The organism is Candidatus Binataceae bacterium (assembly GCA_035294265.1).
Taxonomy (GTDB): domain Bacteria; phylum Desulfobacterota; class Binatia; order Binatales; family Binataceae; genus DATGLK01.
Window position 1 is genome coordinate 143,056 of sequence record DATGLK010000010.1, and the last position, 25,438, is coordinate 168,493.

The 25,438-nt window shown below is 61.6% G+C and carries 22 protein-coding genes; 16 read left to right on the forward strand and 6 right to left on the reverse strand.

Annotation, left to right across the window (positions count from 1 at the left end; all coding sequences use genetic code 11):
- Nucleotides 1–9: 9 nt before the first annotated feature.
- The 4 genes from VKV28_01735 to VKV28_01750 form a co-directional block, all read right to left on the reverse strand.
- Nucleotides 10–1,263, reverse strand: a complete 1,254-nt coding sequence (locus VKV28_01735) for a Rieske 2Fe-2S domain-containing protein (GenBank protein HLH75503.1) — start codon at nucleotides 1,261–1,263, stop codon at nucleotides 10–12.
- Between the two features lie 45 nt (nucleotides 1,264–1,308).
- Nucleotides 1,309–2,607, reverse strand: coding sequence for a Rieske 2Fe-2S domain-containing protein (locus tag VKV28_01740; protein HLH75504.1), 1,299 nt, complete (start codon nucleotides 2,605–2,607; stop codon nucleotides 1,309–1,311).
- A gap of 92 nt (nucleotides 2,608–2,699) precedes the next feature.
- Nucleotides 2,700–3,962 (reverse strand): Rieske 2Fe-2S domain-containing protein, encoded by a 1,263-nt coding sequence (locus VKV28_01745; protein ID HLH75505.1) that lies wholly within the window; start codon nucleotides 3,960–3,962, stop codon nucleotides 2,700–2,702.
- Between the two features lie 86 nt (nucleotides 3,963–4,048).
- On the reverse strand, nucleotides 4,049–5,308 hold the full coding sequence (locus tag VKV28_01750) for a Rieske 2Fe-2S domain-containing protein (protein ID HLH75506.1): 1,260 nt from the start codon (nucleotides 5,306–5,308) through the stop codon (nucleotides 4,049–4,051).
- 400 nt (nucleotides 5,309–5,708) lie between these two features.
- Between VKV28_01750 and VKV28_01755 the strand changes: the two genes are divergently transcribed.
- From VKV28_01755 to leuD, 5 genes are all read left to right on the forward strand, one after another.
- The gene (locus VKV28_01755; protein ID HLH75507.1) at nucleotides 5,709–7,013 is read left to right on the forward strand and encodes a hypothetical protein; all 1,305 of its coding nucleotides are present in this window, start codon (nucleotides 5,709–5,711) and stop codon (nucleotides 7,011–7,013) included.
- Entirely contained in the window at nucleotides 7,014–7,889 is an 876-nt protein-coding gene (locus tag VKV28_01760; protein HLH75508.1) for a hypothetical protein, read from the forward strand.
- 376 nt (nucleotides 7,890–8,265) lie between these two features.
- On the forward strand, nucleotides 8,266–9,486 hold the full coding sequence (gene dinB, locus VKV28_01765; protein ID HLH75509.1) for a DNA polymerase IV: 1,221 nt from the start codon (nucleotides 8,266–8,268) through the stop codon (nucleotides 9,484–9,486).
- 163 nt (nucleotides 9,487–9,649) lie between these two features.
- Nucleotides 9,650–11,050: a 3-isopropylmalate dehydratase large subunit gene (gene leuC / locus VKV28_01770; protein HLH75510.1), complete on the forward strand. Its 1,401-nt coding sequence runs from the start codon at nucleotides 9,650–9,652 to the stop codon at nucleotides 11,048–11,050.
- Nucleotides 11,051–11,068: 18 nt separating this feature from the next.
- Nucleotides 11,069–11,674 carry a 3-isopropylmalate dehydratase small subunit gene (gene leuD, locus VKV28_01775; protein HLH75511.1) on the forward strand — a complete coding sequence of 202 codons (606 nt, stop codon included), beginning with the start codon at nucleotides 11,069–11,071 and terminating at the stop codon, nucleotides 11,672–11,674.
- Nucleotides 11,675–11,754: 80 nt separating this feature from the next.
- Here leuD and VKV28_01780 read toward each other — a convergent pair whose 3' ends face one another.
- Nucleotides 11,755–12,873 carry an amidohydrolase family protein gene (locus VKV28_01780; protein HLH75512.1) on the reverse strand — a complete coding sequence of 373 codons (1,119 nt, stop codon included), beginning with the start codon at nucleotides 12,871–12,873 and terminating at the stop codon, nucleotides 11,755–11,757.
- A 173-nt stretch (nucleotides 12,874–13,046) separates the two neighbouring features.
- Here VKV28_01780 and VKV28_01785 point away from each other — a divergent pair, with 173 nt between their 5' ends.
- The 6 genes from VKV28_01785 (at nucleotide 13,047) to VKV28_01810 (ending at nucleotide 17,494) form a co-directional block, all read left to right on the forward strand.
- Nucleotides 13,047–14,042 carry a zinc-binding dehydrogenase gene (locus VKV28_01785; protein ID HLH75513.1) on the forward strand — a complete coding sequence of 332 codons (996 nt, stop codon included), beginning with the start codon at nucleotides 13,047–13,049 and terminating at the stop codon, nucleotides 14,040–14,042.
- An 11-nt stretch (nucleotides 14,043–14,053) separates the two neighbouring features.
- Entirely contained in the window at nucleotides 14,054–14,416 is a 363-nt protein-coding gene (locus VKV28_01790) for a hypothetical protein (protein ID HLH75514.1), read from the forward strand.
- A gap of 299 nt (nucleotides 14,417–14,715) precedes the next feature.
- The gene (gene hisH, locus VKV28_01795) at nucleotides 14,716–15,330 is read left to right on the forward strand and encodes an imidazole glycerol phosphate synthase subunit HisH (protein HLH75515.1); all 615 of its coding nucleotides are present in this window, start codon (nucleotides 14,716–14,718) and stop codon (nucleotides 15,328–15,330) included.
- Nucleotides 15,331–15,336: 6 nt separating this feature from the next.
- Nucleotides 15,337–16,134 (forward strand): imidazole glycerol phosphate synthase subunit HisF, encoded by a 798-nt coding sequence (gene hisF / locus VKV28_01800; GenBank protein HLH75516.1) that lies wholly within the window; start codon nucleotides 15,337–15,339, stop codon nucleotides 16,132–16,134.
- The gene (gene ribH / locus VKV28_01805; GenBank protein ID HLH75517.1) at nucleotides 16,131–16,559 is read left to right on the forward strand and encodes a 6,7-dimethyl-8-ribityllumazine synthase; all 429 of its coding nucleotides are present in this window, start codon (nucleotides 16,131–16,133) and stop codon (nucleotides 16,557–16,559) included. The genes hisF and ribH overlap by 4 nt, the downstream gene beginning before the upstream one ends.
- Before the next feature lie 131 nt (nucleotides 16,560–16,690).
- Nucleotides 16,691–17,494 (forward strand): tetratricopeptide repeat protein, encoded by an 804-nt coding sequence (locus VKV28_01810; GenBank protein HLH75518.1) that lies wholly within the window; start codon nucleotides 16,691–16,693, stop codon nucleotides 17,492–17,494.
- A gap of 224 nt (nucleotides 17,495–17,718) precedes the next feature.
- Here VKV28_01810 and VKV28_01815 read toward each other — a convergent pair whose 3' ends face one another.
- Nucleotides 17,719–18,438 (reverse strand): class I SAM-dependent methyltransferase, encoded by a 720-nt coding sequence (locus VKV28_01815; protein HLH75519.1) that lies wholly within the window; start codon nucleotides 18,436–18,438, stop codon nucleotides 17,719–17,721.
- Nucleotides 18,439–18,635: 197 nt separating this feature from the next.
- On the opposite strand from VKV28_01815, the gene VKV28_01820 reads away from it, so the two are divergent.
- The 5 genes from VKV28_01820 to VKV28_01840 all read left to right on the forward strand — a co-directional run bounded on the left by VKV28_01820 (nucleotide 18,636) and on the right by VKV28_01840 (nucleotide 25,437).
- Nucleotides 18,636–18,863 (forward strand): DUF2892 domain-containing protein, encoded by a 228-nt coding sequence (locus VKV28_01820; GenBank protein HLH75520.1) that lies wholly within the window; start codon nucleotides 18,636–18,638, stop codon nucleotides 18,861–18,863.
- Between the two features lie 84 nt (nucleotides 18,864–18,947).
- A complete protein-coding gene (locus tag VKV28_01825) occupies nucleotides 18,948–20,321 on the forward strand; it encodes a TolC family protein (protein HLH75521.1) in 1,374 nt (457 codons plus the stop codon).
- Nucleotides 20,318–21,415: an efflux RND transporter periplasmic adaptor subunit gene (locus VKV28_01830; protein ID HLH75522.1), complete on the forward strand. Its 1,098-nt coding sequence runs from the start codon at nucleotides 20,318–20,320 to the stop codon at nucleotides 21,413–21,415. The genes VKV28_01825 and VKV28_01830 overlap by 4 nt, the downstream gene beginning before the upstream one ends.
- Nucleotides 21,402–24,650, forward strand: coding sequence for an efflux RND transporter permease subunit (locus VKV28_01835; protein HLH75523.1), 3,249 nt, complete (start codon nucleotides 21,402–21,404; stop codon nucleotides 24,648–24,650). Before VKV28_01830 ends, VKV28_01835 begins: the two co-directional genes overlap by 14 nt.
- 46 nt (nucleotides 24,651–24,696) lie before the next feature.
- Entirely contained in the window at nucleotides 24,697–25,437 is a 741-nt protein-coding gene (locus VKV28_01840; protein HLH75524.1) for a metalloregulator ArsR/SmtB family transcription factor, read from the forward strand.
- Nucleotide 25,438 lies beyond the last annotated feature (1 nt).

Genomic DNA, 25,438 nt, shown 5'->3' on the forward strand with positions numbered 1-25,438 from the left:
GCGGTCAGCTTAGACGATCATCGAGGCCGGCGGCGCCAGTGGGTCACATTGGCGCCAGTCGTAACCCTTGGGGTTGCGCAAGGTGACCGCGCGGATTTTGCTGTAATCGATCTCCTGCTCCTGTCCCAGTGCCGGCTGTCCCGCCATGTGAGCGCGAACTGCCGCCAGCATCATGCGCCGATAGCGAATCAGAGTACTGTCGGAGGAGCCCAGGTACTCGCGGCTGCGATCGGCGATCGCGCCCGGCGCTTCGGCTACCGCGAAGTCCTCGATATTGAGGCTACGCAGCCCGCTCCAATGGCCTTCTTTCATGGCCTTGCGATCCTGACCCCAGCGGTTGTCGATTCCGCCCAAGCCACTCGCGACATTGTCGGGATCGTGCGAGTAGCCGCGAATCTGAAACAACTCTTCGGGCGTGAGCGGCTTATGCAAATCGAAGCGCCAGTACCAGATCGAGGTCCATTCGTCGTCAATCGGCACGGGAGCCAAGGTCAGGTTGGACACGCTGGAGTCCATCGGCACAAAGGAATAAAACGGGGCAACAACTTCGCGGATCCGAGTGTACACGGTGCCATCGAATAGATCGCGCAAAGCGGCCTCGCGAAAACCCCAAGGCTGACCGAGGACTTCGTAGGTTGGGCCGTTATTGGCCGCCGCCAGCGGGGTACCCGCCGCCTCCCGTCCAGTGCGTAACCAGTACGAATGCAACACGCCGAGATGCGAGGAGTCGATAGTGGTTTCCATCACCTGAAACCAGTTCGAATGAAGGATCCCGCGATAAACATCGATGTGGGAGGGGGGAAGCAGATTGAACTCGAACCTGGGAAAATTAGGTGGCTGTTCACGACGGCCAAGATAAACCCAAATCGCGCCGCCGGCCTCGCGCACCGGATAATGGCGCACCCGCACCTTGGCGGCGAATTCGGCGCGCCGCTCGGGCGGCTCGGAAGGCACTTCCACCACTTTGCCCGAGACGTCGATTTTCCAGCCGTGAAAGATGCAAGTAAGCGCGTTGTCTTCGTTGCGCGCCAGCGCCAGCGAGGTGCAGCGATGGGGGCAACCTTCGTCGAAGAAACCAACCCGGCCATCGGTCGCACGAAAAGCGATAAAGTTTTCGCCCAGCAGGCGCACTCGTGCCGGTGCGCCATCGGCCTCAAGCTTGCTGGCGAGCACGGCGGGCATCCAGTACTCGCGCAACATCTCGCCCATGGGCCGGCCTGCGCCAACCTGGGTGACAAGTTGATTGTCTGCCTGTGTCAACATCCGATGCTTCCTCGAGGTGGAAACTGTCCCGGGCTAAAGCGCCGGCTAGTCGTTATCCAGCGACTGGGGCGGTTTAAAAGCGTCGATCTCGCGCCAGTCCTCGCCCTGCCGATTGCGCAACGCTATGGCGCGAATCGCGCCATAGTCGATAGTGCGGTCCAGGCCGCGCGCGGCCTGTCCGCTGGCGTGAGCGCGCACGGCCTCCAACATCATGCGTCGGTAGCGAATCACGGTGCTGTCAGAAGAGCCCAGATACTCACGGGTGCGATCGGCGATTGGTCCGGTGGACTCGGCCACCGCAAAGTCCTCGTGGCCCAGGGTACTTAGGCCGCTGAAGTGCCCCTCCTTCATGGCGGCCCGGTCCTGATGCCAAACCTGGTCGCGACCGCCAAGCTCGGCTGCCACGTTGTCCAGCGCCGCCGCCAGTTGCTCGTCATCCAGCGCCGCCAGCCGCTCAGTGCTCCACGGCCGGTAATTGTTGAGCAGCTCCAGCCGGGTCTGGCGAGTCAGCGGCTTGTTGAGGTCGTACCAGACGTACCATTGGGCATGCCATTCGTCGTCGATCGGAATTAACATCACCGTCAGATTGGGTGAAGTATTTTCCATCGCCACAAAAGAATAAAAGGGCATCACCACTTCGCGGATCCGCGTATAGACCGTGCCGTCGAACAGGTCGCGCAGAGCGGCTTCGCGGAAACCATAAGGCTTCATCACATAATCGAAAGTGGGGCCGGTGTTAAAGGTTGCCAGCGCATTGCGCCCGCTGCGGCGAAGCCAATACGCGTGCAGCACACCCAAGTGGGAGGAATCGATGGTGGTTTCCATCCCCTGCAGCCAACTGGCATGGACCACCGCTCGATGGGCCTGAGAATGGCTGGGCGGCAACTGATTGAACTCGAACTGGGGAAAGCGCGGTGGCTGCTCGTCCTGGCCCAGGTAAACCCACACCATGCCACCGGCCTCATGGACCGGATAATGGCGCACCCGCACCTTGGCGGCGAATTCGGCGCGCCGCTCAGGCGGCTCGGAAGGCACTTCCACCACTTTGCCCGAGACGTCGATTTTCCAGCCGTGAAAGATGCAAGTAAGCGCGTTGTCTTCGTTGCGTGCCAGCGCCAGCGAGGTGCAGCGATGGGGGCAACCCTCGTCGAACATGCCGACGCGACCGTCGGTGGCGCGGAAGGCGACAAAATTCTCACCCATCAAGCGAACCCGCCGCGGCGCGCCATCAGCCACAAGCAGCCGCGAATGGACCGCGGGCATCCAAAACTCGCGCATGTAAGCGCCCATCGCGGTATCGCGACCGATGCGCGATAAGAGTTCGTTTTCTTCTCGGGTCAGCATCTGGCTCCCTCCCACAGATTGTTCACCGAGCCCGCCAAACCCTGTCGGCCCGAGGGCTTAGATGCTCCGGCGCTTGGCAGCGGCAGTTCTGTTCACTCCGCCCGATGGCGTAAAGCTAGCGTTTCGGGAGGATTGAGCGGATCGATTTCACGCCAGTCAACCCCCTTCTTAGTCCGCACCGTGACCGCGCGAATACTGGAGAAATCAACCGTTCCGTCCAGCCCCATCGGTGGCTTGCCAGCCTGATGGTCACGCACGGCTTGCAGCATCATGCGCCGATAGCGAATCAGAGTACTGTCGGAGGAACCCAGGTACTCACGGCTGCGATCGATCAGGATGCCCGGGGCCTCGGCGACCGCGAAGTCCTCGAAATTGAGGGTCGCCAGGCCGCTCCAATGCCCTTCTTTCATCGCCTTGCGATCCTGGCCCCAGACCTGCTCGCGGCCGGGCATATCTGCCGCGATGTTGCTGGGGTCGGGATACTGGCGATGGTAGCGCATGAAGTCTTCGGCGATCGGCGCCTCGCTCTGATAGCGAATGTACCACTGCGCGTGCCAGTCGTCATCGATCGGGATTAGGCAGATGGCTAGGCGCGGCACGAAGGAGTCCATCGGCACGAAGGAATAGAAGGGCGCCACCACCTCGCGAATGCGCATATAAACGCTACCGTCGAACAGATCGCGCGCAGCCACTTCGCGGAAGCCGTAGGACTTCATCCATTGATCGTACACCGGTCCATTATTGGCGGTGGCCAGCGCGCCGCCGGAGTTGCTGCGGTTCTTAAGCCAATAGGAATGCAGCACTCCCAAGTGGGAGGAATCGATAGTAGTCTCCAAGCCCTGCACCCAGTTGCTGTGCACTACCGCGCGATGAATCGCGCAATGGGTGGGAGGCAGGTTGGTAAATTCAAATTCGGGGAAGGCCGGGGCGGGATCGCGTTTGCCCAGGTATACCCAGACCATGCCGCCACTTTCGTGCACCGGGTAATGGCGCACCCGCACCTTGGCGGCAAACTCGGCGCGCCGCTCGGGTGGCTCGGAAGGCACCTCGACCACTTTGCCCGAGACGTCGATCTTCCAGCCGTGAAAGATGCAGGTAAGCGCGTTGTCTTCGTTACGCGCCAGCGCCAGCGAGGTACAGCGATGGGGACAGCCTTCGTCGAAGAAACCCACGCGGCCGTCAGTGGCGCGAAAACAAACGAAGTTCTCGCCCATCAAGCGCACCCGCAGCGGCGCGCCGTCGGCTTCCAGCTGCGAGGTGAGCGCGGCCGGCATCCAATACTCGCGCAACAATTCGCCCATCGGCGTTCCCACGCCGACTCGACACAGCAATTCGTTGTCTTCACGCGTCAGCATCGCCAAGTCCTCCACTCGCTGCAGCCCGGAGTATCCGCCGGGCGCAAAATTCGACGTTTCGCTACATTGGCCGCCTGGCCCTCGCGTCAGCCTAAGAAGGGCAATGAGGGGGGCGGATTGAACGGATCGACGTCCTTCCAATCCATATCTTTGGGGGCGCGCAGCGTGATCGCGCGAATCTTGCCAAAATCCACGGCTTGCTCGCGATGATACACCGGCTTGCCCTGCTGATGGGCACGGACCGCGGCCAGCAGGAGGCGGCGCAAGCGAATCAACGTGCTGTCACTGCTGCCCAAGTACTCACGGGTACGATCCATGATCACGCCCGGGGCCTCACCCACCGCGAAGTCTTCATAGTTGAGGGTTTGGAACCCGCTCCAATGCCCTTCCTTCATCGCCGCGCGATCCTGGCCCCAATTGTCTTCGCGATGGCGAAAGTTGGCGGCGACGTTATCGCGTGTGCCCGTCCCGCCCATCATGCGCAGACGCTGCTCTTCGCTCAGCGGCTTGTCGGGATAAAACCAGATGTACCATTGCCAATGCCACTCGTCGTCCACCGGCACCACGATGATGGTCAGATGCGGCATGAAGTGGTCCATCGGCACGAACGAGAAAAAGGGCAGCATCACTTCACGGATGCGCTGATAAACGGTGCCGTCGAACAGGTCACGCAGAGCCGCCTCGCGGAAGCCGTAGGGTTTGGACAGATATTCGTAGGTTGGGCCGTTATTCATACTGGCCATCGCGCTGCCCGAGGTGGTGGTCATCTTTTTCAGCCAGTAGGCATGCAACACGCCCAGATGGGAGGAATCGATGGTGGTTTCCAGCCCTTGCAGCCAATTGCTGTGCACCAAGGCGGGAAAGGGCTCGACGTTCTCGCGCGCGATGGTGTTGAGCTCGAAATCCAAAAACCGCGGCGGCTGCTCCTCCTTACCCAGATAGACCCACACCATGCCGCCCGCCTCGCGCACGGGATAATGGCGCACCCGCACCTTGGCCGCGAATTCGACCCGTCGCTCGGGCGGCTCGGAGGGCACCTCGACCACTTTGCCCGAGACGTCCATCTTCCAGCCGTGGAAAATACACGTCAGGGCATTGTCTTCATTGCGCGCCAGCGCCAGCGAAGTGCAGCGATGGGGGCAACCTTCATCGAAGAATCCCACCCGTCCATCGGTGGAACGAAAGGCGACGAAGTTTTCGCCCATCAAGCGTACCCGCCGCGGCGCACCGTCGGCCTCCAAACTTTCGCTGCGCAACGCCGGCATCCAGAATTCGCGCATGTAGTCGCCCATCGGGCTACCCGGACCGACCCGAACCAGCAACTCATTTTCTTCGTGTGTGAGCACGGACTTCCCTCCTCGAAAGGGAGACGGGCCAGCCGCTTTGTACGAGCTGCCTCCCAGGTTGGACCGTCCCTATCAAGCGCCGGCCTAGCGTGGGAATATCGCCGCCAAACCCATCTAATTGTTTAGCTTCCTGGTCAAACAAATAACTCCGGACGGGGCGAATTACAAGCTCTCGCTAAAGCCGTTTTCTACAAAGCCGTTCTCTACGTCGCCCAGGGCCCGAAAACCACCGCCGAGCGCAGGATCGTTCGGATTGACCCAACCCCGCCGCAGTGGTAGCCGAGCTTTCGAAGCCGTTCACCGCTATAAGCGTCTAACTGGTAAATCGCGTAAATTTACCGCAATTCGGCTAGCGCTCGAAGTGCGCATAAACGCTCCGAGCGAGAATCGAGGGTTTGGAATGAAGATAGTTACTATCATAGCAGTCTCGGCCGCGACGCTGGCCCTGCTGGTGACGAGTCCGTCGGTGGGACGATGGGGGCGCGGACTGGAGGCGGCTTATGCCCAAAGCGGCAGCGATGCCGACCATCCGGCACCCAGCGCCGGCGGACAACGCCGGCCGGTGCGCCACACCTTGGCCGAACTGGGCTCGCCGCGCACGGTGTACACGATGCCCGCGCAGTTCACCAAAATTCTTGCCACCATTCCCGGCGGTCCGATAGCGCCCTGCTCCGAGCTGTCCGACCCCTATCCCGAGTTCAACGGTATCGCGCTGGATCCCAAGGCCGGGATCGTGGTCATGAGCGACACCAATCTGAAAAGCGCGCTGATTTATTCAACCGACGTCAAGGCCAACCCCTCGGATCCCGACGTCACGCCGTACAAGGCCTGGGTCAAAGGGCCTGACACCTTTCTTTCCTTCGCCGCGGGTGTGGCAGTCGATCCGGTGCGGCACGAATTCTACACTACTGAAAACGACGTCGGTGACGACGTTGCGGCCTTCCCATACAGCGCCAGCGGCGATTACGCCTCGCGGGTGCTAGCCGTGCCTCACGGCTCCTACGGAATCGCGATCAGCCAACATTACAAGCAGATTGCGGTGGCGATTCAGCACAACGCCGAGATCATCTTTTATCGCGTCCAAGCCAAGGGCGCCGACCGGCCCCTGCGCTCAATTCGGGGCCCGCGCACCGGCCTGGCCGATCCGCATGGAGTGGTCTGGGACGAGCCCAATCGCGAAATCTTCGTCTCCAACTATGGTAACTGGAACCAGGGCTACTGGGATCCCGATTACATGGGAGGCGGGCACTATTATCCTCCCTCCATTCGAGTCTTTCGTGACGACGATGAGGGCGACGCCACGCCGGTGCGAGTCATCAGCGGCCCCAAGACTCAATTCAACTGGCCCACTGGAATCGCGGTTGATGACAGCCACGGCGAGCTGTTCGTGGCCAACGAGGCGGGCAATCAAGTGCTGGTTTTCCCGCGCAACGCTAACGGCGACGTGGCGCCGATTCGGGTGCTAGGCGGACCGCACACCGCTATTCGCCAGCCCATGGGGGTAGCTTACGACCCGGTCCACGATCAGATCTGGGTGGCTAACTTCGGCCATAACGCCGAGGTCTTCGATCGCACTCAAGAGGGTGACGTCGAGCCCCGCAAGATCGTGCGCAACGCGCCCGAGGGCAGCCCGGCAGCGGGCTTCGGCAATCCGATGGCGCTAGGCTACGACTCCAAGCGCGACCAACTGCTGGTACCCAATTGAGTGAGTGATCCCCGCATTGCGACGTTTGCCCGGGTGGCAAGCGGCAACATTCCAGCCAAGCGGATCATTGAGGGACAAAACACCAAACTAACCCGCGTCGCTCACGGGATTACCTATGACCCGGTCCACGATCTGATTATTGCCACGGAACCGCTGGCTGCGTCAATTGTGTTTTTTAGGGGCGGCGCGCATGGCGATGTGCCGCCGGTGCGGGTAATTCAGGGCAACAAAACGCTGATTCACTCGCCCTACGAACCCTCGGTGGACAATCAACACAACGAGCTGTGGATCGCCGATATCACTAGCGGGGCCCTGCGGGTCTATCCGCTGGAGGACAACGGCAACATCGCGCCGCTGCGCAACATCCAGGGACCCAAGACCCAGCTCTTCAGCATCACTGGAGTGGCAGTCGACCCGGTCCACGATCTGGTAGTGGCAGCCGGGCTAAACCGGCAGTATCGGCCCTGCATTTTCATTTTCCGTCGCACCGACAACGGTGATGTGGCGCCGCTGCGGGTAATTAGCGGCCCGACCACGGGGCTGGAATACATCTGGCATGTGCAGGTGGCAGGCCAGCGCATTTTCGCTACCGCTTCCAACTTCTACTACATCCCACCCTACGATCCGGGTGGCCACGAGCCGCGCAAGGATTGCACCGGACCGCCGCTGCCCTTCCCCGGGCCGCTGGGCTTTATCGGGGTATGGAACGAGAGCGATAACGGCGACGTGGCGCCGCGGGCGATCATTCGCGGGGCGCAGACCGATTTGCTCCATCCGGTGGGATTAGTGCTTGATCCCGCTCATGGCCAGGTCTTCGCCAGCGACAGCGTGCGCAACGGCGTGTTCGGCTTTCTGGTCCCCAACTTTTTTAAATAGCCACTTGGCGGGTACAGGGCACCTGAAGCGCCTTGTGCCCGCCAAGCCAATAACCGTTCCACAGTCAACTGTTCAAGCGCGTATCGATAGAAACCCGCTCCTCTTTGTGTTTCTGAAATATCGCGAACGTAGTACTGTCATAGTGTCTATCCCGGCGCGACCAGGACCGTCCTCAAGTCCTAGTCAGGGCCGCAGGTCGCGATCACTTCCTTCGCGAGCGAGCCGTCGCCGGTGCTATACGCACGTCGACCAGACGAAGGCTAAACTGGAAGGGTCGGTCAGTACGAGCCCGGAAATCCAAAGTCTTGATATTGAGAAGAAGGAAATAGGCTTTGGCTGCTAGCTTCGGGCACTGCCTGCGCTAAGGAGGCAGCGGATGGCGGCACAATCAGCTTGGCCCGCGGTAATCGCCCATGCCGACATGGATGCGTTCTACGCCTCGGTGGAACAGTTGGACCATCCCGAGTTGCGCGGCCTGCCGGTAATTGTCGGTGGACGCAGCGCGCGCGGCGTGGTCGCCTCGGCCTCCTATGAAGCACGCCGCTTCGGGGTGCGCGCCGCGATGCCTGGAGCACAGGCGATGAAGCTCTGTCCGCAGGCCGTCTTCGTGGCCGGGCGGATGACACGCTATAGTGAAATCTCACGCCAGATCCGCGAGATCTTTTACAGCTTCACACCGCTGGTCGAACCCCTGTCGCTGGACGAGGCGTTCCTTGACCTCACAGGCACCGAGCGGCTGCTGGGCTCGCCCCAGGAGATCGGCCGGGCGCTTCGTCGCCGCGTGCGCGAACAAACCGGGCTGGTGGTGTCGGTGGGAATCGCGCCGATTAAGATGGTCGCCAAAATCCTCAGCGACATGTCCAAGCCCGACGGCTTGTTGATGCTCGGACCGGAGTACTTAGACCGGTTTCTGCAGCCATTGCCGGTGGAGCGACTATGGGGCGTGGGGCGCGTCACGCTGGAGCGCTTGCAGGCCGCAAACATACGAACGATCGGCGATTTGGCCCGCGCGGCACCGGGGCTACTGGCCAACCGGCTGGGCTCTTTGGGCGCGCACCTGGCGGAATTGGCGCGGGGTAGCGACCCACGGCCGGTCAATCCTGATTGGCAACGTAAATCTTACGGGGAAGAGAGCACCTTTGAGCGCGACCTGGCGCTGAATGAACTGGAGCTCAAGCGCACTTTAATTGCGCATGGCGAAGCTTTAGCCCGCCGCCTGCGCGCCGATTCGGTCCAGGCACTTACCGTCACCCTCAAGCTCAAACTGGCTCGTCCGCTGGGCGGGGGCCGTTATCCAATACTGACCCGCAGCCACACCCTGACCAGTCCCACAGCAGACGGCGACCGGATTACGCGCACCGCCCTCGCCCTGTTAGGCGCGCTCAAGCTGGCTGAGCGAGTGCGGCTGGCGGGAGTCCAGGTCCATAACTTGCGCCGCGCTAGCGCCAGTCAGTTGGATTTGTTCGCCGAAGGCACCAACAAGCGCGCGCGGCTCAACGATGCGCTAGATGAGCTGGCGCACCGCTTTGGCGAAGACGCCGTGGTGCGGGGTTTGGCCCGCGCCACGCGCGCCTCGCCGACCACCCGCATCAAGTAGCATTGCCCTGAGGGTACTAGCGCGGCCGTTGAGCAAGCGCGTGCACAGGCGCGCTCGCGCCAATGGCGGCTTAAACTGGCGGTCAGGCATGTTAGGGGCGAGTTCGGCCATCTTTATTCGGGAGCGCTAAAAGCGCTATTACTGCTGAGGAAGGAATTCTCGCATGGCCCAGACATTATTCGAGAAAATTTGGCAAAACCACGTGGTTTATCAGGAGCCGGGCCGGCCGGCCCTGCTGTATATCGACCTGCATTTGATTCACGAGGTGACCTCGCCCCAAGCCTTCGAGAGTTTGCGCAACAGCGGGCGCAAGGTGCGCGAGCCGGGTCGGACCTTCAGCACCCTTGACCATAACATTCCCACCACTGACCATCGTTTGCCTATCGCCGAGCCCAACTCGCGGCTGCAAGTCGAAACGATGCGTCAGAATTGCAAGGACTTTGGCCTGAGCCTTTTCGACCTGGGTTCGGAAAATCAAGGTATCGTGCATGTCATCGGCCCTGAGCTGGGGCTGACCCAGCCCGGGATGACGGTTATCTGTGGCGACAGCCACACCTCCACCCACGGTGCGATGGGCGCACTGGCGATCGGCGTGGGCAGCAGCGAGGTCGAGCATGTGCTGGCCACCCAATGTTTGTGGCAGGAAAAATGCCCGACCCTGGAAATTCGCGTGGATGGGCAGCGTGGCCGTGGGGTGAGCGCCAAAGATATTATCCTGGCGATTATCGGCAAGATCGGCACCGGCGGGGGAATCGGCTACGCGGTGGAATTCACCGGCAGCGCGATCCGGACACTGTCGATGGATCAGCGGATGACGGTGTGCAACATGACGATCGAGGCCGGGGCACGCGCCGGCATGATCTCACCCGACCAGACCACGATCGAATATCTGCGCGGTCGCCCTTACGCGCCGCAAGGGGCAGAGTTCGAGCGCGCCGCCGTGCGCTGGCTAGCGTTGGCCACCGAGCCGGGCGCCCGCTTCGATCGCACCGTTACCCTGGATGCCAGCGCGATCGCGCCACAGGTGACTTGGGGCACCAATCCCGGGATGGTCACCGAAGTCACCGGCCGAGTGCCCGATCCCAAACAAATCGGGGATTCGGCCCAGCGCGCCGCCACCGAGCGGGCACTAGCCTACATGGGGCTGGAAGCGGGCACGCCGATCACGGAGATCAAGCTGGACCGCGTGTTTATCGGCTCCTGCACCAATTCGCGCCTGGACGATCTGCAGGCTGCGGCCCGCATTGTAAAAGGACACAAAGTCGCGCCCAACATTCAGGCGCTGGTAGTGCCGGGCTCGCAGCGAGTCAAAGCCGCGGCCGAGAAACTGGGGCTGGACCAGATCTTCCGCGAGGCTGGCTTTCAGTGGCGAGAATCGGGATGCAGCATGTGCCTGGGGATGAACCCCGATTTTCTGCTCCCCAAGGAGCGCTGCGCCAGCACCTCCAATCGCAATTTCGAGGGACGCCAGGGTAAGGACGGCCGTACCCACCTGGTCGGGCCCGAGATGGCGGCGGCGGCGGCGATCGCCGGCCATTTCGTCGACGTGCGGAGCTGGCGCTGAACTTTCGAGGATAGATCAATGCAGGCATTCAAGACTTTTACCGGCTTGGTGGCGCCGCTGGATCGGCCCAATGTCGATACCGATGCGATCATTCCCAAACAGTTCCTCAAGGCAATCGTGCGCAAGGGGATGGGAGAAGGCTTATTCTTTGATTGGCGGCGTAATCCCGACGGCTCACCCAATCCGGACTTCATCCTCAACCAACCGCGCTACCGCGAGGCCACCATACTGTTGGCGCGGGCCAATTTCGGGATTGGCAGCTCGCGCGAGCATGCGGTATGGGCACTGGCGGACCAAGGCTTTCGTGCCGTGATTGCACCTTCCTTCGGCGACATCTTTCATAACAACTCGCTCAAGAACGGTTTTTTGCCGATCAAACTGAGCGAGGATCAAATCGATGGGCTGTTTGCCCGCACCGCCCGGCAGGATCTCCGGCTGACTATCAACCTGGAAACTCAGACCGTCAGCGATGACGCCGGCTGGAGCGCATCTTTTGAGATCGATACGCAAAGCCGCACCTGCCTGCTCGAAGGGCTGGACGATATCGCCTTGACCCTGCGCCATGAAGCCGCGATCACGGCCTACGAAAAGGCCCATCCAGTCCCCTACCGGGCACATGCCTGAAGCCCAAGGGTTGTAGGAACCCTTGGGCTAAGCATACGCGAAGGCCAGCCTGTCGCGCCTGTTGTCGCGGGTGGCGCCGGTCAGCCGGCTTGGAAACGCGTGAAGAGCTGATGGGCGTTGCGATACTCGATGTCGGCAACCTGGTCGTCGGTGAGGTTGAGGCCCACCAATTGCCGCTCGGTGGGTCCGATCAGCCCCCAAGGATAGTCGCTGCCGAACAGCACCTGGCTGGCCGGCACCATCTTGAGCAAAGCCGTCATCGCAGGCGGATTGGTGATGCTGGCGGTGTCGTAATGCAAGCGACGCAGCTCGGGCGGAAAGCCCTGATCGCTAGGCTTGAGCCGATGCTGTCCTTCCAGGCCGCCGAAGATGCGATGAGCCAACATCGGCATCGAGCCGCCGCCATGGGAGAAAATGAACTGAATGTTGGGATAGCGGGTAAGCGTGCCGCTATAGATGAGATCGGTAATCGTGCGCGTGGTGTCGGTGGGAAATTCGATCAGCGCGATCGTGGTGCCCGGCACCGGCGTCATGCAGCCGGCCAGCGAGGTGGGATGGACATAGACCACCGCCTTACGCCGATTCAGCTCCTCGTACACCGGCCAGAATTTGCGATCGCCCAAATGCTTGCCGTCGTAGTTGGTGAGTAATCCCACCCCGTCGGCGTGCAGGCTGTCCATCGCATACTCGATCTCGCGCAGGCTGCCTTGGGTATCGGGTAAAGGGGTCGCGGCGAACAGGCCGAAGCGGCCCGGATGGTCCTGCCCTAGCTTGGCGCCGTACTCGTTGCATTCGCGCGCCAAGCGACGGGCCTGCCCGACGTTGTCGAACCACACGCCGGGGGTGGAAACGGAGATTACAGCGGTGGCGACGCCGTTGCGATCCATCTCCTCCAGCGAATGGGCCGGAGTCCAATTCATCACTCGCGGAATCGGCGGAGTCTCGTGGCTAAGGGCTTGATGGACGGCCTTGACGTATTTGGGCGGCAACATGTGATGATGGACATCGATGATGCGCCCGTGCTGCGCCGCGCCTGTGCCGGCGGCCGCCGACTGCGCGCGAGCGCGGCCCACGGCGCCGAGCGCGGTCGCACCCAGCGCGGCCATCCCGGCCAACATCTGCCGGCGCGAGATGCGTCCCCGCTCCGTGGGCGCCGGCGCGAGCGTGGGCTGTTGGCTTGAAATCTGGCTGCACTTCATTACGTCTCCTCCCGTGGGTCTTCGGCGACCGCATCCCCGCTGGTGGGTTTGGCGAGGAACTAGCACGAACGGCAGGCTTATCGCCAGCGCCGCGCACCGAAGCGCACGCCGATGGCGCCGCCGGTCGCGGAGTGCTAAGCAACATCGGACAGTTGGCTTCGGAGGCGGTCATCATGAGCCAGACCATGAAGGCGCTCTACAACGTGCCCGGACCCGAGGGCGCGATACCACAGTGGCGCGAGGTGCCGATTCCCACCCCTGGGGTGGGCGAGGTGTTGGTGCGAATTCACGCCAGCGCGATCAACCGCGGTGAATTGATTCGACGTCCTGAGCTGCGGCTGGACAATCCCAACGCCAAGCCGGGCCGCGGCGGGACGGAATTCGGCGGCGAGATCGCGGCGGTGGGCGCGGGCGTCAGTCAGTGGAAGGTGGGAGATCGAGTAATGGCACGAGCCCACGGCTGCTATGCCCCCTTCACGGTAGTGGATCAGCGCGCCCTGATGGCGATTCCCGCCGGCTTAAGTTGGGTGGCAGCGGCGGCCATTCCCAACGTCTTTATCACCGCCCATGATGCTCTTGTCAGTAACGCCCGCCTGGCCGCGGGTGAAGCGGTGATGATAACCGCGGGCTCCTCGGGCGTGGGCACCGCCGCGATTCAGATCGCACGCTGCCTGGAAGCCCATCCCGTGCTCGCCACCACCCGTTCAGCAGCCAAGAGCGAGGCCTTGCGATCGCTTGGTGCCGATCAGGTGATTAATACCACCGAGCCAGGCTGGACCGAGGCAGTACTTAAAGCCACCGGCGGACGCGGTGTGGATGTAATCATCGATCATGTGGGCGGCTCGATGTTACCCGACAACATCAAGGCGCTGGCGATCAAGGGGCGCCTGGTCAGCGTAGGACGCAACGACAGCAAGGTTGGACCGTGCGATTTGGACGAGGTCGCGCGCAAACGCATCTCGATTATCGGAGTAACCTTCCGCACCCGCAGCGCCGAGGAAGCTCTGCAATGCAGCCAACGCTTCGCCGAACAAATGCTGGGCGAATTCGAACGCGGCCGGATGCATCCCGTGGTCGATCGCACCTTTGCCTTCGAGCAGATCAATGATGCCCATGCCTACATGCTGGGCAATGCTCAAGTTGGTAAAATCGTCCTTACCATGGACTGAAAGTAGGACCGATGGCAACTCTGATTGGCAGCCCCACGGTAGTGGCGGCAGCGGGCAACAAGCCCAAGCGGATCGAAGAATATGTGGGATTGGTCAATACGCCGGGCGCGCCTGTGAGTATCGCTCGGATGACCAGTCCGGCGGGCTGGGTAGAACCCGGTCAGCGGCCCGCCTTCGACGAGTACAGCCTAATTCTGAGCGGAGCATTGAGGGTCGAAAGCGAGGCCGGCACTTTCGAGGCGCGGGCCGGGCAGGCGGTGTTGGCACCGCGCGGCGAATGGGTGCGCTACAGCACGCCCGAGGGGGCGGAATACATAGCGGTCTGCCTGCCCGCTTTTTCTCCCGCCACGGTCCATCGCGATCCCCAACCCTAGGAAGCCGCGGAAAAGGCCCAAGGGCGCTCGAACGTCGCAGGTTCCAATAGGGGGGGCATGGCGGCTCCCTATTAAAACGCTATCAGTCGTGCGCAATCGCGAAGCGCTACGCTTACTTAGGGAAGAGGCATCGGATTTCGCTCCGCCGCACGGACGCCGCAATTGCTGCGGCAGAGCGATAGGGATGGGAAGCGCAGCCTGGCACGTGCTAAAAATCAAAGGAAGTTGCGAACGCCGCGGGAGGAAAATCACGAGGCCCGGGCCTTTTTGACCTTCGGACCGCTCGATTACTTGAAATCATGATCGCCATTATTGATTACGGCGCCGGCAACCTGGCCAGTGTCGCCCGTGCCCTGGAACATTTGGGCCACCAATGTGTGGTCACTGCGGAGACGGGCGTGATTTCCGGTGCGGAGCGGGTAATTTTACCGGGGGTGGGAGCGGCCGGCGCGACGATGGAGAATTTGCGCCGGCTAGGGCTGGAAGAGGTGCTGCGCGAGCAGGTAATCGCGGCCGGGAAGCCGTTTTTGGGAATCTGTATCGGAATTCAGATCCTGCTGGAGCGCAGCGAAGAGGATGACACGCGCTGCCTGGGCCTAATCGCCGGCACGGTGCGCCGATTTCATTCCGAGCAAGCCAATCCGCTGAAAGTGCCCCAGATCGGCTGGAACCAGGTCCATCAAGTACGGCCCCATCCGATTTTCGATGGTGTCCCCGACCAGACCCATTTTTATTTCGTAAATTCCTATTATCCCGTGCCCACCGACCCGGACGTGACCATCGCCATCGCAGATTATGGCGTCAGCTTCACTGCGGCACTGGCGCGCGGTCGGCTAGTCGCTACTCAGTTTCACCTGGAGAAGAGCGGCGCGGCAGGATTGCGGCTGCTGGATAATTTCTGCCGCCTGGTATAGAGGCCGATGCTGTCTAAACGCATTATTCCCTGCCTGGATGTCAGGGCGGGTAAGGTCACCAAGGGAATTGCCTTCGAAGGCAATGTCGATGTGGGCGACCCGGTGGCGATGGCGCGCCATTACTACCACGAGGGCGCCGACGAAATGGTCTTTTACGATATCACCGCCTCCAACGAGCAGCGCGGGATCATGCTGGAGGTGGTGCGCGCGGTAGCGCGTGAAATCTTCATCCCCTTTACAGTAGGCGGCGGCTTGCGCACCCTCGAGGATATGCGAGCGGTGCTGTTGGCAGGCGCGGAGAAGGTTTCCGTCGACTCCGGCGCCGTGCGTACCCCCGAGATCATCAGCCAGGGGGCACGCGCTTTTGGCCGCCAATGCATCGTACTGTCAATGCAGGTCAAGCGCACCGGCGCACGGCCTTCACTGCCTTCGGGCTACGAGGTCGTGATCGACGGCGGACGCCTGCCCACCGGCCTAGATGCGATTGCCTGGGCACGCCGTGGCGAGGACTTGGGTGCGGGTGAACTATGTATCAACTCGATCGATCGCGACGGTACCAACCAGGGCTTTGAATTGGAATTGACCGGCCAGATCAGTGCCGCCGTCACTATTCCGGTGATCGCCTCTGGCGGGGCAGGTGCGCCCGAGCATCTGCGCCAAGCCTTCGTCCAAGCCGGCGCCGACGCCGCCATTGTAGCTTCGATCGTCCATTACGGCGAACATTCGATCGGCGAGATCAAGCGCTACCTGCGCGCCCATGGCGTCGCGGTGCGCGAGGTGGGAATGGAGGCAGGGTGCAAGTGAAGTTAGGATTACTGGTGGCCGATTTCAACGGCGAAGTGACCGGGCCGATGGCGGCGCGGGCGCGCGCGCAGGCCAGCGCATTGGGCGCAGAAATCGGCGCCGAATGCCACGTCGCGGGCATCTTCGACATGCCGGCAATAATCAAAAAACTGCTGGAGCGTAACGACATCGACGCGGTGGTATTGATCGGCGCGGTAATCCAGGGCGAGACCCGACACGACGAGGTGATTACTCACGCCGTAGCCCAGGTTGCGGCCCGCCTGGCCGCCACTAGCGGCAAGCCGGTGGCGCTGGGGGTTACCGGACCGGGGATGACCGATGCCCAGGCCGCCGCGCGGCTGGATTACGCCGCCAACGCAGTCGGGGCGGCCGTGCGCAGCCTGACGGTGCTGGCCGAGCTGGAACGCACGACGCCTTCCAGGTGAACACCGGTGACGGCCCACAGAGCATGGATGTGAGCAATTGCGTCGGTCCTGTGCAAAACCGCACGGGCCTGTGATTGATGGGATATTCTCGGCGACCCTATACTGAACCTGCGATGGAGCGGCGGGGTGGGATGGCGGCACAGAGTTTCTCGACCCGGATGGCGGCGCGAATTCTGGCGATATCGCCGGCGCGCATTCGCTATTGGGTCAAGCGCAAGCTGGTTACCCCCACCGCCACCCACGGCCGCAACTATCAATTCAGCTTCGAAGACCTGCTGCGCATGCGGCTTACCAAAGAGTTGCTACCAAGCGGCGGTCGCATCCTGGCCCTCAAGCAATGCTTCGATCGCCTCGGCCGAGTTATCGACCAAAGTCGCCCGCTGACGTCGCTTAAACTCTACCAACGCAACGGCCATATTCTGGCCCGCGACGGCACCGCCCAATTCGAGGCCGACAGCGGCCAACTTCTGCTCGCGTTGGCTCCGGACACCGGCCAGCCGCTGGGCAAACTGGAGGAACCAGCACGCATGCGGCGCTTGCTGCAAAACGCGGCCGAGCTGGAGGAAACCGACCCGCTGCGCGCGCTGAAGCTCTATCACGAGTATGTGGAACACGAGCCCGAGGACAGCGCGATCCATCGTCGGCTCAGTCGTCTATTCGAGACTTGCGGTGATCTCGCCGGTGCTATTCGCCATCTGGAAACGGTGGCGCGGCTGGAACCGGGCGACGCCGAGGTGCATTTCGATCTTGGAGTAATGTATCGCAAGCAATCGGACTTGGCCCGCGCGGAGGAGAATTTCCTACGTGCGCTGGAGTGCGATGCCGACCTTATCGAAGCCCATCTGCATCTGGCCGAGCTTTACGAACGCCAAAACCGGCCGCGCGATTCTTTCCGCCATCTCAGTGCCGCTCATCGTCTGATGAACAATCCCTGAAAAGCCGCCTCAACACCCCGCTTTGACAACTGCGGGCTCGGCCGCCCACATTCGAGCACAGAGCTGACGTGGGCCCGTTATTAACCAAGCAAACTAACAAAGCGGGGTAGGAAGCGTTGCCGCAACGGCCTTCCGGTCGGCTCCACAGAACAGAGAACTTGTCAAGCTTCGCAGGCGCCGGCGACCCGCTCAAGCTGGCCGCCGTGCCCTTGCCGATGGCAACATTATTTGGTGGTCGGAGCCGAGGGTTTCATGTTCCTCAGATCACGGTACTTCTGAACTAACACACTGTTGTCATAAGGACGGGCATATACCACGAAGTAGCGGTCGTCATAGATGCCAAAATGCTGGGCGGGATAGAAGCCAATCGCCGCCATCCAGCTATCCACGTCGGACTGCTTAAGCCACATCCAGCTGTTAAGCGAATCCTGCGGATTCTTATCGATCACCACGATCCGGCCACCGGGCTTGAGGTATTTGGCGGCATTGTCCAGGTAGGCTTGGCGGTGTTCGATCATGTGGAGAACGCGATGGAAAAACACCACGTCAACGTCCTTGACCGGCAGCTTGGGATCGTCGTATTGCCCGACTACCGTCTTGAGGTTCGTAACCCCAGCTTCCTTGGCGCGATTGCGAACGTACGCCAGCATCTTGGGATCGATGTCCACTGAGTACACCGTCCCGTTGGGCGCGACGGCCTTGGCGAAGGGAATAGAGAAGGAGCCACTGCCCGAGCCGATGTCAGCCACGATATCGCCCGACTTCAGCCCCAGCTTCTGGATGACCTGGTTTACTTTGAGGTCGCGCCCGGCCTGATTCATTCGCGCGATGTACTTGTCGGCCGGGAGCTGCTGGAGCTGCGCAGACGCGGTGGTCACCCCAGACTCGAGCAACAAGACGAGCAGTAGCAAGAAGCCCAGCAGTTTGAAGTAAACAATTCTCATAGCTTTCAGCCTCCGGTTAGCCGTTGCGATTAAGCTGCTCGGCCCGCCTCTTTGATCCATCAGATCTGCTGGCAGCGCGCAAGTGCGGCGGGAAGCCTGCGCGCCCTTCGCCAGCAAACTCAGGAAAAATTAGGCACTTGACGGCGTGCCGCAAAGTAATCAAGAATTCAATGAAATTATTGAAAAGGAGACGGCCAATGTCTTTGGAACGATGGGTTCGATTGTTGGCGGGAAGTCTCGTAATCCTGAGCTTGGGGTTGGCGCAATTTTATAGTCGCGGCTGGCTGTTATTGACGCTCTTCGTGGGGCTCAATCTTTTCCAATCCGCCTTGACCGGCTTCTGCCCGGCCGAGGCCATCCTGAAACGCTTTGGGCTTGGGGCGACCGCCTGTTCGCTTACCAGCCAAACGCCGTCCAAGGCCTGAAGCATGCTCCAGTCGCGAGTTGACGCAGTTCGCGCTTCCCGGCCAAGCGGCGGCGCGACTTGGGCGACGTTCAGGGAGGGACGAATGAGCGCTCAGGGTTGGAGCAGGTTGGTGCTCAGCGTGCTGCTCGCCGGCCTGATGGTAGGCGGGGCAAGCGCCGCGGAAGCGCCACCCAAGCGGATTTCGTTGGCCCAAGCCATCGCGATCGCTTTGAGGTCCAATCGCACGTTGCTAGCGGCCTCGTACGCGCAAGACGCGGCGCAAGCCACGGTAGGGGTGGCGCGCGGCGCGATGTTGCCGCGGTTGGATGCGATCGAAAATTATTCGGCCACGGATAATCCGGTACTAGTATTTTCCGACCTCTTGCTCCAACAGGACTTCAGTCAGAGCGATTTTGCGCTTTCCAGCCTCAACCACCCTGGAACCTTGTCTAATTTTCAGAGCCAGATTCAATTGTCGTTCCCGGTCTATGCCGGGGGCAGACTTTTGGCCAGCTTCAAAGCGGCCAAGTTTGGCGCCGAAGCCGCGACCTGGCGTCAGGCGCGCACGCGCGAACAGATCGCGTTTGCCACGATCAAGGCCTATTTCACCGCGGTGCTCGCCGAAGAGCGCGTGGGCGTGATCGAGCGTGCCAGGGCCGCCGCCGACGCGCACCTAACCCAGAGCCGCAATCTGTTCGCCGAAGGGATGGCGGCCAACGCGGACATCTTGCGGACTGAGGTTTTGACCGGGGGCCTGGAGGAAGAAGACACCGACGCTCGAAGCCAGATGCAAATTGCCTGGGCGGCGCTGGCGCATGTCTTGGGTGATGAGAATGAGCGCCTCGCGCCGCTACCCATGGCGCAGAGTGCCCTTGGCGTCGGCCCGACCGGGTCTCTCGACTTGGCCGAACTGAACCGCCAGGCCATCGCCTCACGCCCGGAGATGGGCATCGCGGCGGCCAACGTTGGGCAAGCCGAGCAAGCGGTGACAATCGCGCGCGCAGATTATTTACCTAGCGTCGGCGTGGCCACCACCTATGAAAACGATTCCGAGGAGTTGGTCCGGGCGGGGAATAATTATGCGGTTTTCGTTTACGCGCGTCTTAACCTGTTCAACGGCCTGGCGACCAAGAACAAGGTCGATGAAGCTCTGGCGCAACTAAATCGCGCCAAGACTCTGGCCGAGGACCTTAAGCACGCCATCGGGCTGGAGGTGGAACGGGCTTACCGAACCCTGGCCGCCGCGCAACAGAATGTGAGCGTGGCGCAGCGCAACTATTCGTATGCAAGCGCCGCCTTGAAAATCCTGGAAGATCGTTATGGCGCGGGATTAGCAACTAACGTCGCGGTCCTCGACGCCCAAACTACCCGGCAGCGAGCCGACATGGAGCGGATTCGAGCGCATATAGCCCTCGCGGTTGATCGCGCCGCGCTGGAGCTGGTGGTGGGCCGGATGCCGATGGCGAACGGCCAATGACCCCAAAAGCGAACACTGCAAGTCTGCGAATACCACGCTGGATACTGTTGATCGGCGGCGTGGCTGTGATTGGCCTGCTGATCTGGTGGAACGGCGCCGGCAAAATCGCACCTGGCTTGGTTAACCAGCGCCCCTCCTATCTTCCAAACCAAGCTGTTGTCGTGGTGTCCGAACAAACGGTGCCACAGATCTACAATCTGGTGGGGACCGTCGAGTCGGTGACGCCCGTGGAAGCCGCCAGCCGAGTGTCAGCCCGCGTAATCGCGGTTCCAGTCCATGCGGGACAGCTGGTACATCAGGGCGCGGTGTTGGTGCGACTGGACCCAAGCGGGCTGAAAGCGCAGGTGGCACAAGCGACCGGTGAGCTTGGGATGGCGCAAGCCGAACTGACAAGGAGCCAAGCAGACTATCGACGCTTTGCGGCATTGGTTAAGCGCGGCTCGGTGACCCCGCACGAATTTGACGCAGCCACCGCGGCCTATCACGCGGCCCTGGGTAATGTGAGCCGCGCGACGGCCGCCCTGGCGGTCGCGCGCTCGGCTTTAACGTACGCCACGGTGCGCGCGCCGGTGGACGCGATAGTGGTGGAGCGGCTGGTGCGCACCGGCGACATGGCCCTACCGGGCCAACCATTGGTAAGGCTCTATGACGACAAGGCGCTTCGGGTTGAAGTGGCAGCACCAGAAGAGCTGGCGCGGCAAATCAGGGTTGGCTCGCCGCTTAAGGTCGTGGCCGGCGACGGCGCGCTGGAGCTATCGACCCGGGTCAACGAAATTGTGCCAGCGGCTGATCCGAGCACGCGCAGCTTCAGCTTGCGAGCTCCCCTGCCTGTTGACCCTGATCTCAAGCCCGGCATGTTCGTCCGGGCGCAGTTCGTTTACGGCACCCAAAATATGATTACCCTGCCGCGCTCAGCCATACGGCTTATCGGCCAGCTTGCAACGGTGAACGTCCTGACGCCAGGCGCAGTGCAACTGCGGCCAGTGGTTCTGGGGCGCGAGTTCAACGACCGCGTAGAAGTCCTAGCAGGTCTTAAGTCCGGCGATCGGGTAATCGCCGGCACTGCGCCGATGGTGGGCAATGGCAACCGCTAACGACGGGCCCGGATTTACCGCCAGGATTGTCGATCTCTTCCTGGGCTCCAATTTGTCGCTCCTATTATTGGTGGCCTCGCTGGCCGCCGGCGTGGTTGCGCTTGCCGTCACGCCACGCGAGGAAGATCCGCAGATTTCTGTACCGATGGCGGACGTCATCGTGCAGATGCCCGGAGCAAGCGCAGCCGAGGTCGAAAATCTGGTCACCACCAACCTCGAAAAGCGCCTGTGGGAAATGGACGGCGTCAGTCACATTTACTCGGCCTCGCAGCCCGGGGTGGCGATGGTGACCGTGCGGTTCAGCGTTGGCTACGACCGCACCAAAGCACTGGTAGAAATTTACAACAAGCTGGAGTCCAACCGCGATGCGGTACCCACCGGCGTAACCGGTTGGATTGTCAAACCAGTAAGCATCGACGACGTCCCCATTCTCAGCGTTACCCTATACAGCGCCGAGGTCGATGACGCCATGCTGCGCCGGATTGCCGACGAAATTATGGAGCGGATGCAGGAGGTGCCCGACACCGGTCGCTCCTTTGTGGTCGGGGGGCGGCCGCGGCAGGTGCGGGTGCTGCTTGACGCCCAGCGGCTTGCCGCCCATAACCTCAGCGTCCAGGCGCTGCAACAAGCCCTCCAGGGGGCTAACACGAACCTGCGAGTCGGAAGTTTCGCGCGCGACGATCGCCAGTTCGTGATGGACAGCGGGCCTTTCCTGCGCAATGCCGAGGAAGTGGCCAGCCTGGTAGTGGGGGTGTCCGCTGGCAGGCCGGTCTACCTGCGCGATGTGGCCCAGGTGATCGACGGCCCTGCCGAGGCCACGACCTACACCAACATCGGCTTCGGCCCAGCGCGCAAATTGCTCTTTGAGGAACCCGGACAATTAAAGCTTGCGCGACTCGGAGAGCGTAGCGCGATTTATCCCGCGGTAACCATCGCTTTTGCCAAACGCCAGGGCACCAATGCAGTCGCGGTGGCCCAGGGCTTGCTCGCCAAAATCCAGGCGCTACGCCCGCTGATGCTTCCCTCCAACGTCGGGCTCTTGGTTACGCGCAACTACGGTCAGACCGCCGACGAAAAGGTCAACGAGCTGGTGCGCGAACTTCTGATCGCCGTGGCAATCATCGCCGTGCTATTGGCCTTTTCGCTCGGTGCGCGCGAGGCCTTGATCGTTGCCATCGCGGTACCGGTAACCCTGGCAGTGGCGCTATTGGGCAATCTGTTGGCCGGCTACACCATCAATCGCGTCACCCTGTTTGCCTTGATCCTTTCGCTCGGCCTGCTGGTGGACGATCCTATTGTGGACGTCGAGAACATTCATCGTCATTTCAAGCTCCGCGAGGTACCGGCGCGCGAGGCCACCCTGATCGCGGTGGACGAGGTCCGCCCGCCCACCATTCTGGCCACTTTCACGGTGATTGTGGCCTTCATTCCGATGCTGTTCGTGGGCGGCATGATGGGACCGTACATGCGGCCGATGCCCTTCAACGTACCGCTGGCGATGCTGATGTCACTGATTGTCGCGTTCACGATCACGCCGTGGGCGGCCTTTCACCTGCTCAAGCACGAGTATGACACGCCCCCGGGAGACGCGGCCGGCGAGGAGGGTGCGAGCATACGGCGCTGGTACAGGCGGCTGTTGCAGCCGTTGCTGGAGAGTCGGCGCCGCGCGTGGCTGTTTATCTTGGGGATAGGTGGCGCATTCGTGCTCTCGATATTGCTGGTTATTGTGGGGCTGGTGCCGGTCAAGATGCTGCCGTTCGATAACAAAAACGAACTCGATCTGGTGATCGACATGCCGCAGGACACGCCCCTGGAGGCGACTAACGCAGTCACCCTCGACTTCGAACGGCTACTGGCACGCGTCAACGAGATCACCGACTACGAAGCTTACGTCGGGACCAATTCGCCTTTCGACTTTAATGGCATGGTTCGGCACTACTATCTGCGTCAGGCGCCATGGCAAGCTGATATCCGAATCCAGCTCGCGCCTAAAAGCAACCGCCAGCAGTCCTCGCATGAAATCGCGCTGCGGCTGGAACCGTTGGTGCGCGCGATCGCCCGGCGCGATCATGTCCGCCTGGCTAAAATAATCGAAGTCCCGCCCGGCCCGCCGGTGCTGGCCTCGGTGGTTGCCGAAATCTACGGCCCGCCGTATGCGGAATACACTCAGCTAATCGAGTATGGACGCCAACTCAAAGGCGTGTTCGCCAACACCGCGGGCCTGGTGTCGCCCGATGATTTTTCCATAACCCGTGCTCCACGGCTGAAGTTTGTCGTCGATCGGCAGAAAGCGGCGCTCAACGGCATCACCACCGCCGCCGTCGCCCAAGCGCTGGCGATCGCGCTCGGCGGTCAGTCCGCCGGTACCATCCACGCCGAATCCGAACGCGCCCCATTGCTGATCGAAATTAGAATGGCGCGCGCCGCGCGCTCTTCGCTGCAGGGGCTGTTGGCGCTCAAGCTGCGTGGATCCGCCGGTCAGCTAGTGCCGCTCTCGGAACTGGGTGAAATTGAGCAGACCACCGATGAGCAGCCGATTTATCATAAGGATCTGCGGCGGGTCGCGATGGTAATGGCGGGCACGGCTGGAATCAGCCCGGTCAACGAAGTGTTATGGCTCGAGGGCCGCACCGCTCGCATGCTCCCCCGCGGCTACTCGATTGTGTGGACCGGGGAAGGCGAATGGCACATTACGGTCCAGGTCTTCCGCGACCTGGGCGTGGCCTTCGCCGCCGCACTCTTCTTCATCTACATCCTGCTGGTGGGGCAAACCGGATCGATGGCCATGCCGTTGATCATAATGGCGGCAATACCCTTGACACTGGTGGGTATCATGCCGGGGTTCTTTGTCCTGAACCTGCTGACCAATCATCCTGTCGCCGGCTACTCCGACCCAACCTTCTTTACCGCCACCGCGATGATCGGAATGATCGCGCTGGCCGGGATCGTGGTTCGCAATTCCATCATCCTGATCGACTTCATCCATCTCGGTCTCGCCCGCGGACTCAGCCTGGAGGAAGCCGTGCTGGAGGCTGGTGCCGTGCGCTTTCGCCCCATTGTGCTGACCGCTAGCGCGGCGGTGCTGGGCTCGATCGTAATTACGCTGGATCCGATCTTCTCGGGGCTGGCCTGGGCCTTTATCTTTGGGATTTTCGCTTCCACCGGCTTTACCCTGCTGGTGGTGCCACTGATTTACTACCTCGTTTACGGCGAACCTCGTACAGATGTCCGGTAGGCGCGCATTAATCAGACCAGCTCCAGCCAAGCGCGAATCGCACGGCTTGGAAATCGCCGATGCGGCGCGGCTCATCGTTGCGGGGGATGAAGCCTCGGCCGCAATTCAGGACCGGCTGTTCGAGCAGCTCGCAATCGTGGGTAAGGCGGTCGCCAGCAAGCAGCGGCTCAAACTGCTGGAGCTGCTGGCCCAAACCAATCGCACAGTTGAGGCGCTGGCCCGCGAAGCTAATCTGTCCGTGGCCAACGTGTCGCAGCATCTTCAAGTGCTGCGCGCCGCCGGCATCGTCGAAGCAAACCGAGCGGGCCTTTTCGTCTCGTACCGGTTGGCGGGTCCCGACGTGCTCGCATTACTTACAGCTATTCGCTCAGTCGCCGAGAAGCGCCTGGGAGAGATCGATCGCTTGATGCGCTCTTACTTGGCCAATGCCGACGATCTTGAGCCGCTGACCAATGCCCAATTGCTGCGAAGACTGCGTACCGGCGACATCATCGTCATCGACGTCAGGCCGGCGGAGGAATACGCCGCAGGCCACTTACCCGGAGCAATCTGCATGCCGCTCCCTGAGTTGAAGGAGCGCCTTAAGGAACTTCCAACCAACAAAGAGGTGATCGCCTATTGCCGCGGCCCCTACTGTCTGCTCGCACATCGCGCAGTTGCCCTGTTGCGCCACCGGGGCAGGCGAGCACGCCGTTTGCGCGAAGGATTTCCGCAGTGGCAGGCCGATGGCATGCCAGTCAACAGTGGGCTCGAACCCGCCGACGACCATAAACGGCCAACTCTCTGAC

Bases quoted from the DNA above. Each gene is read 5' to 3' on its own strand.
- VKV28_01810 (HLH75518.1), top strand. From the start codon at position 16,691: ATGGCGGCACAGAGTTTCTCGACCCGGATGGCGGCGCGAATTCTGGCG.
- VKV28_01755 (HLH75507.1), top strand. From the start codon at position 5,709: ATGAAGATAGTTACTATCATAGCAGTCTCGGCCGCGACGCTGGCCCTG.
- leuC (HLH75510.1), top strand. From the start codon at position 9,650: ATGGCCCAGACATTATTCGAGAAAATTTGGCAAAACCACGTGGTTTAT.
- hisH (HLH75515.1), top strand. From the start codon at position 14,716: ATGATCGCCATTATTGATTACGGCGCCGGCAACCTGGCCAGTGTCGCC.
- VKV28_01790 (HLH75514.1), top strand. From the start codon at position 14,054: ATGGCAACTCTGATTGGCAGCCCCACGGTAGTGGCGGCAGCGGGCAAC.
- VKV28_01785 (HLH75513.1), top strand. From the start codon at position 13,047: ATGAGCCAGACCATGAAGGCGCTCTACAACGTGCCCGGACCCGAGGGC.
- VKV28_01740 (HLH75504.1), bottom strand. From the start codon at position 2,607: ATGCTGACCCGAGAAGAAAACGAACTCTTATCGCGCATCGGTCGCGAT.
- VKV28_01835 (HLH75523.1), top strand. From the start codon at position 21,402: ATGGCAACCGCTAACGACGGGCCCGGATTTACCGCCAGGATTGTCGAT.
- VKV28_01735 (HLH75503.1), bottom strand. From the start codon at position 1,263: ATGTTGACACAGGCAGACAATCAACTTGTCACCCAGGTTGGCGCAGGC.
- dinB (HLH75509.1), top strand. From the start codon at position 8,266: ATGGCGGCACAATCAGCTTGGCCCGCGGTAATCGCCCATGCCGACATG.
- VKV28_01780 (HLH75512.1), bottom strand. From the start codon at position 12,873: ATGAAGTGCAGCCAGATTTCAAGCCAACAGCCCACGCTCGCGCCGGCG.
- leuD (HLH75511.1), top strand. From the start codon at position 11,069: ATGCAGGCATTCAAGACTTTTACCGGCTTGGTGGCGCCGCTGGATCGG.
- VKV28_01745 (HLH75505.1), bottom strand. From the start codon at position 3,962: ATGCTGACGCGTGAAGACAACGAATTGCTGTGTCGAGTCGGCGTGGGA.
- VKV28_01820 (HLH75520.1), top strand. From the start codon at position 18,636: ATGTCTTTGGAACGATGGGTTCGATTGTTGGCGGGAAGTCTCGTAATC.
- hisF (HLH75516.1), top strand. From the start codon at position 15,337: ATGCTGTCTAAACGCATTATTCCCTGCCTGGATGTCAGGGCGGGTAAG.
- VKV28_01825 (HLH75521.1), top strand. From the start codon at position 18,948: ATGAGCGCTCAGGGTTGGAGCAGGTTGGTGCTCAGCGTGCTGCTCGCC.
- VKV28_01830 (HLH75522.1), top strand. From the start codon at position 20,318: ATGACCCCAAAAGCGAACACTGCAAGTCTGCGAATACCACGCTGGATA.
- VKV28_01815 (HLH75519.1), bottom strand. From the start codon at position 18,438: ATGAGAATTGTTTACTTCAAACTGCTGGGCTTCTTGCTACTGCTCGTC.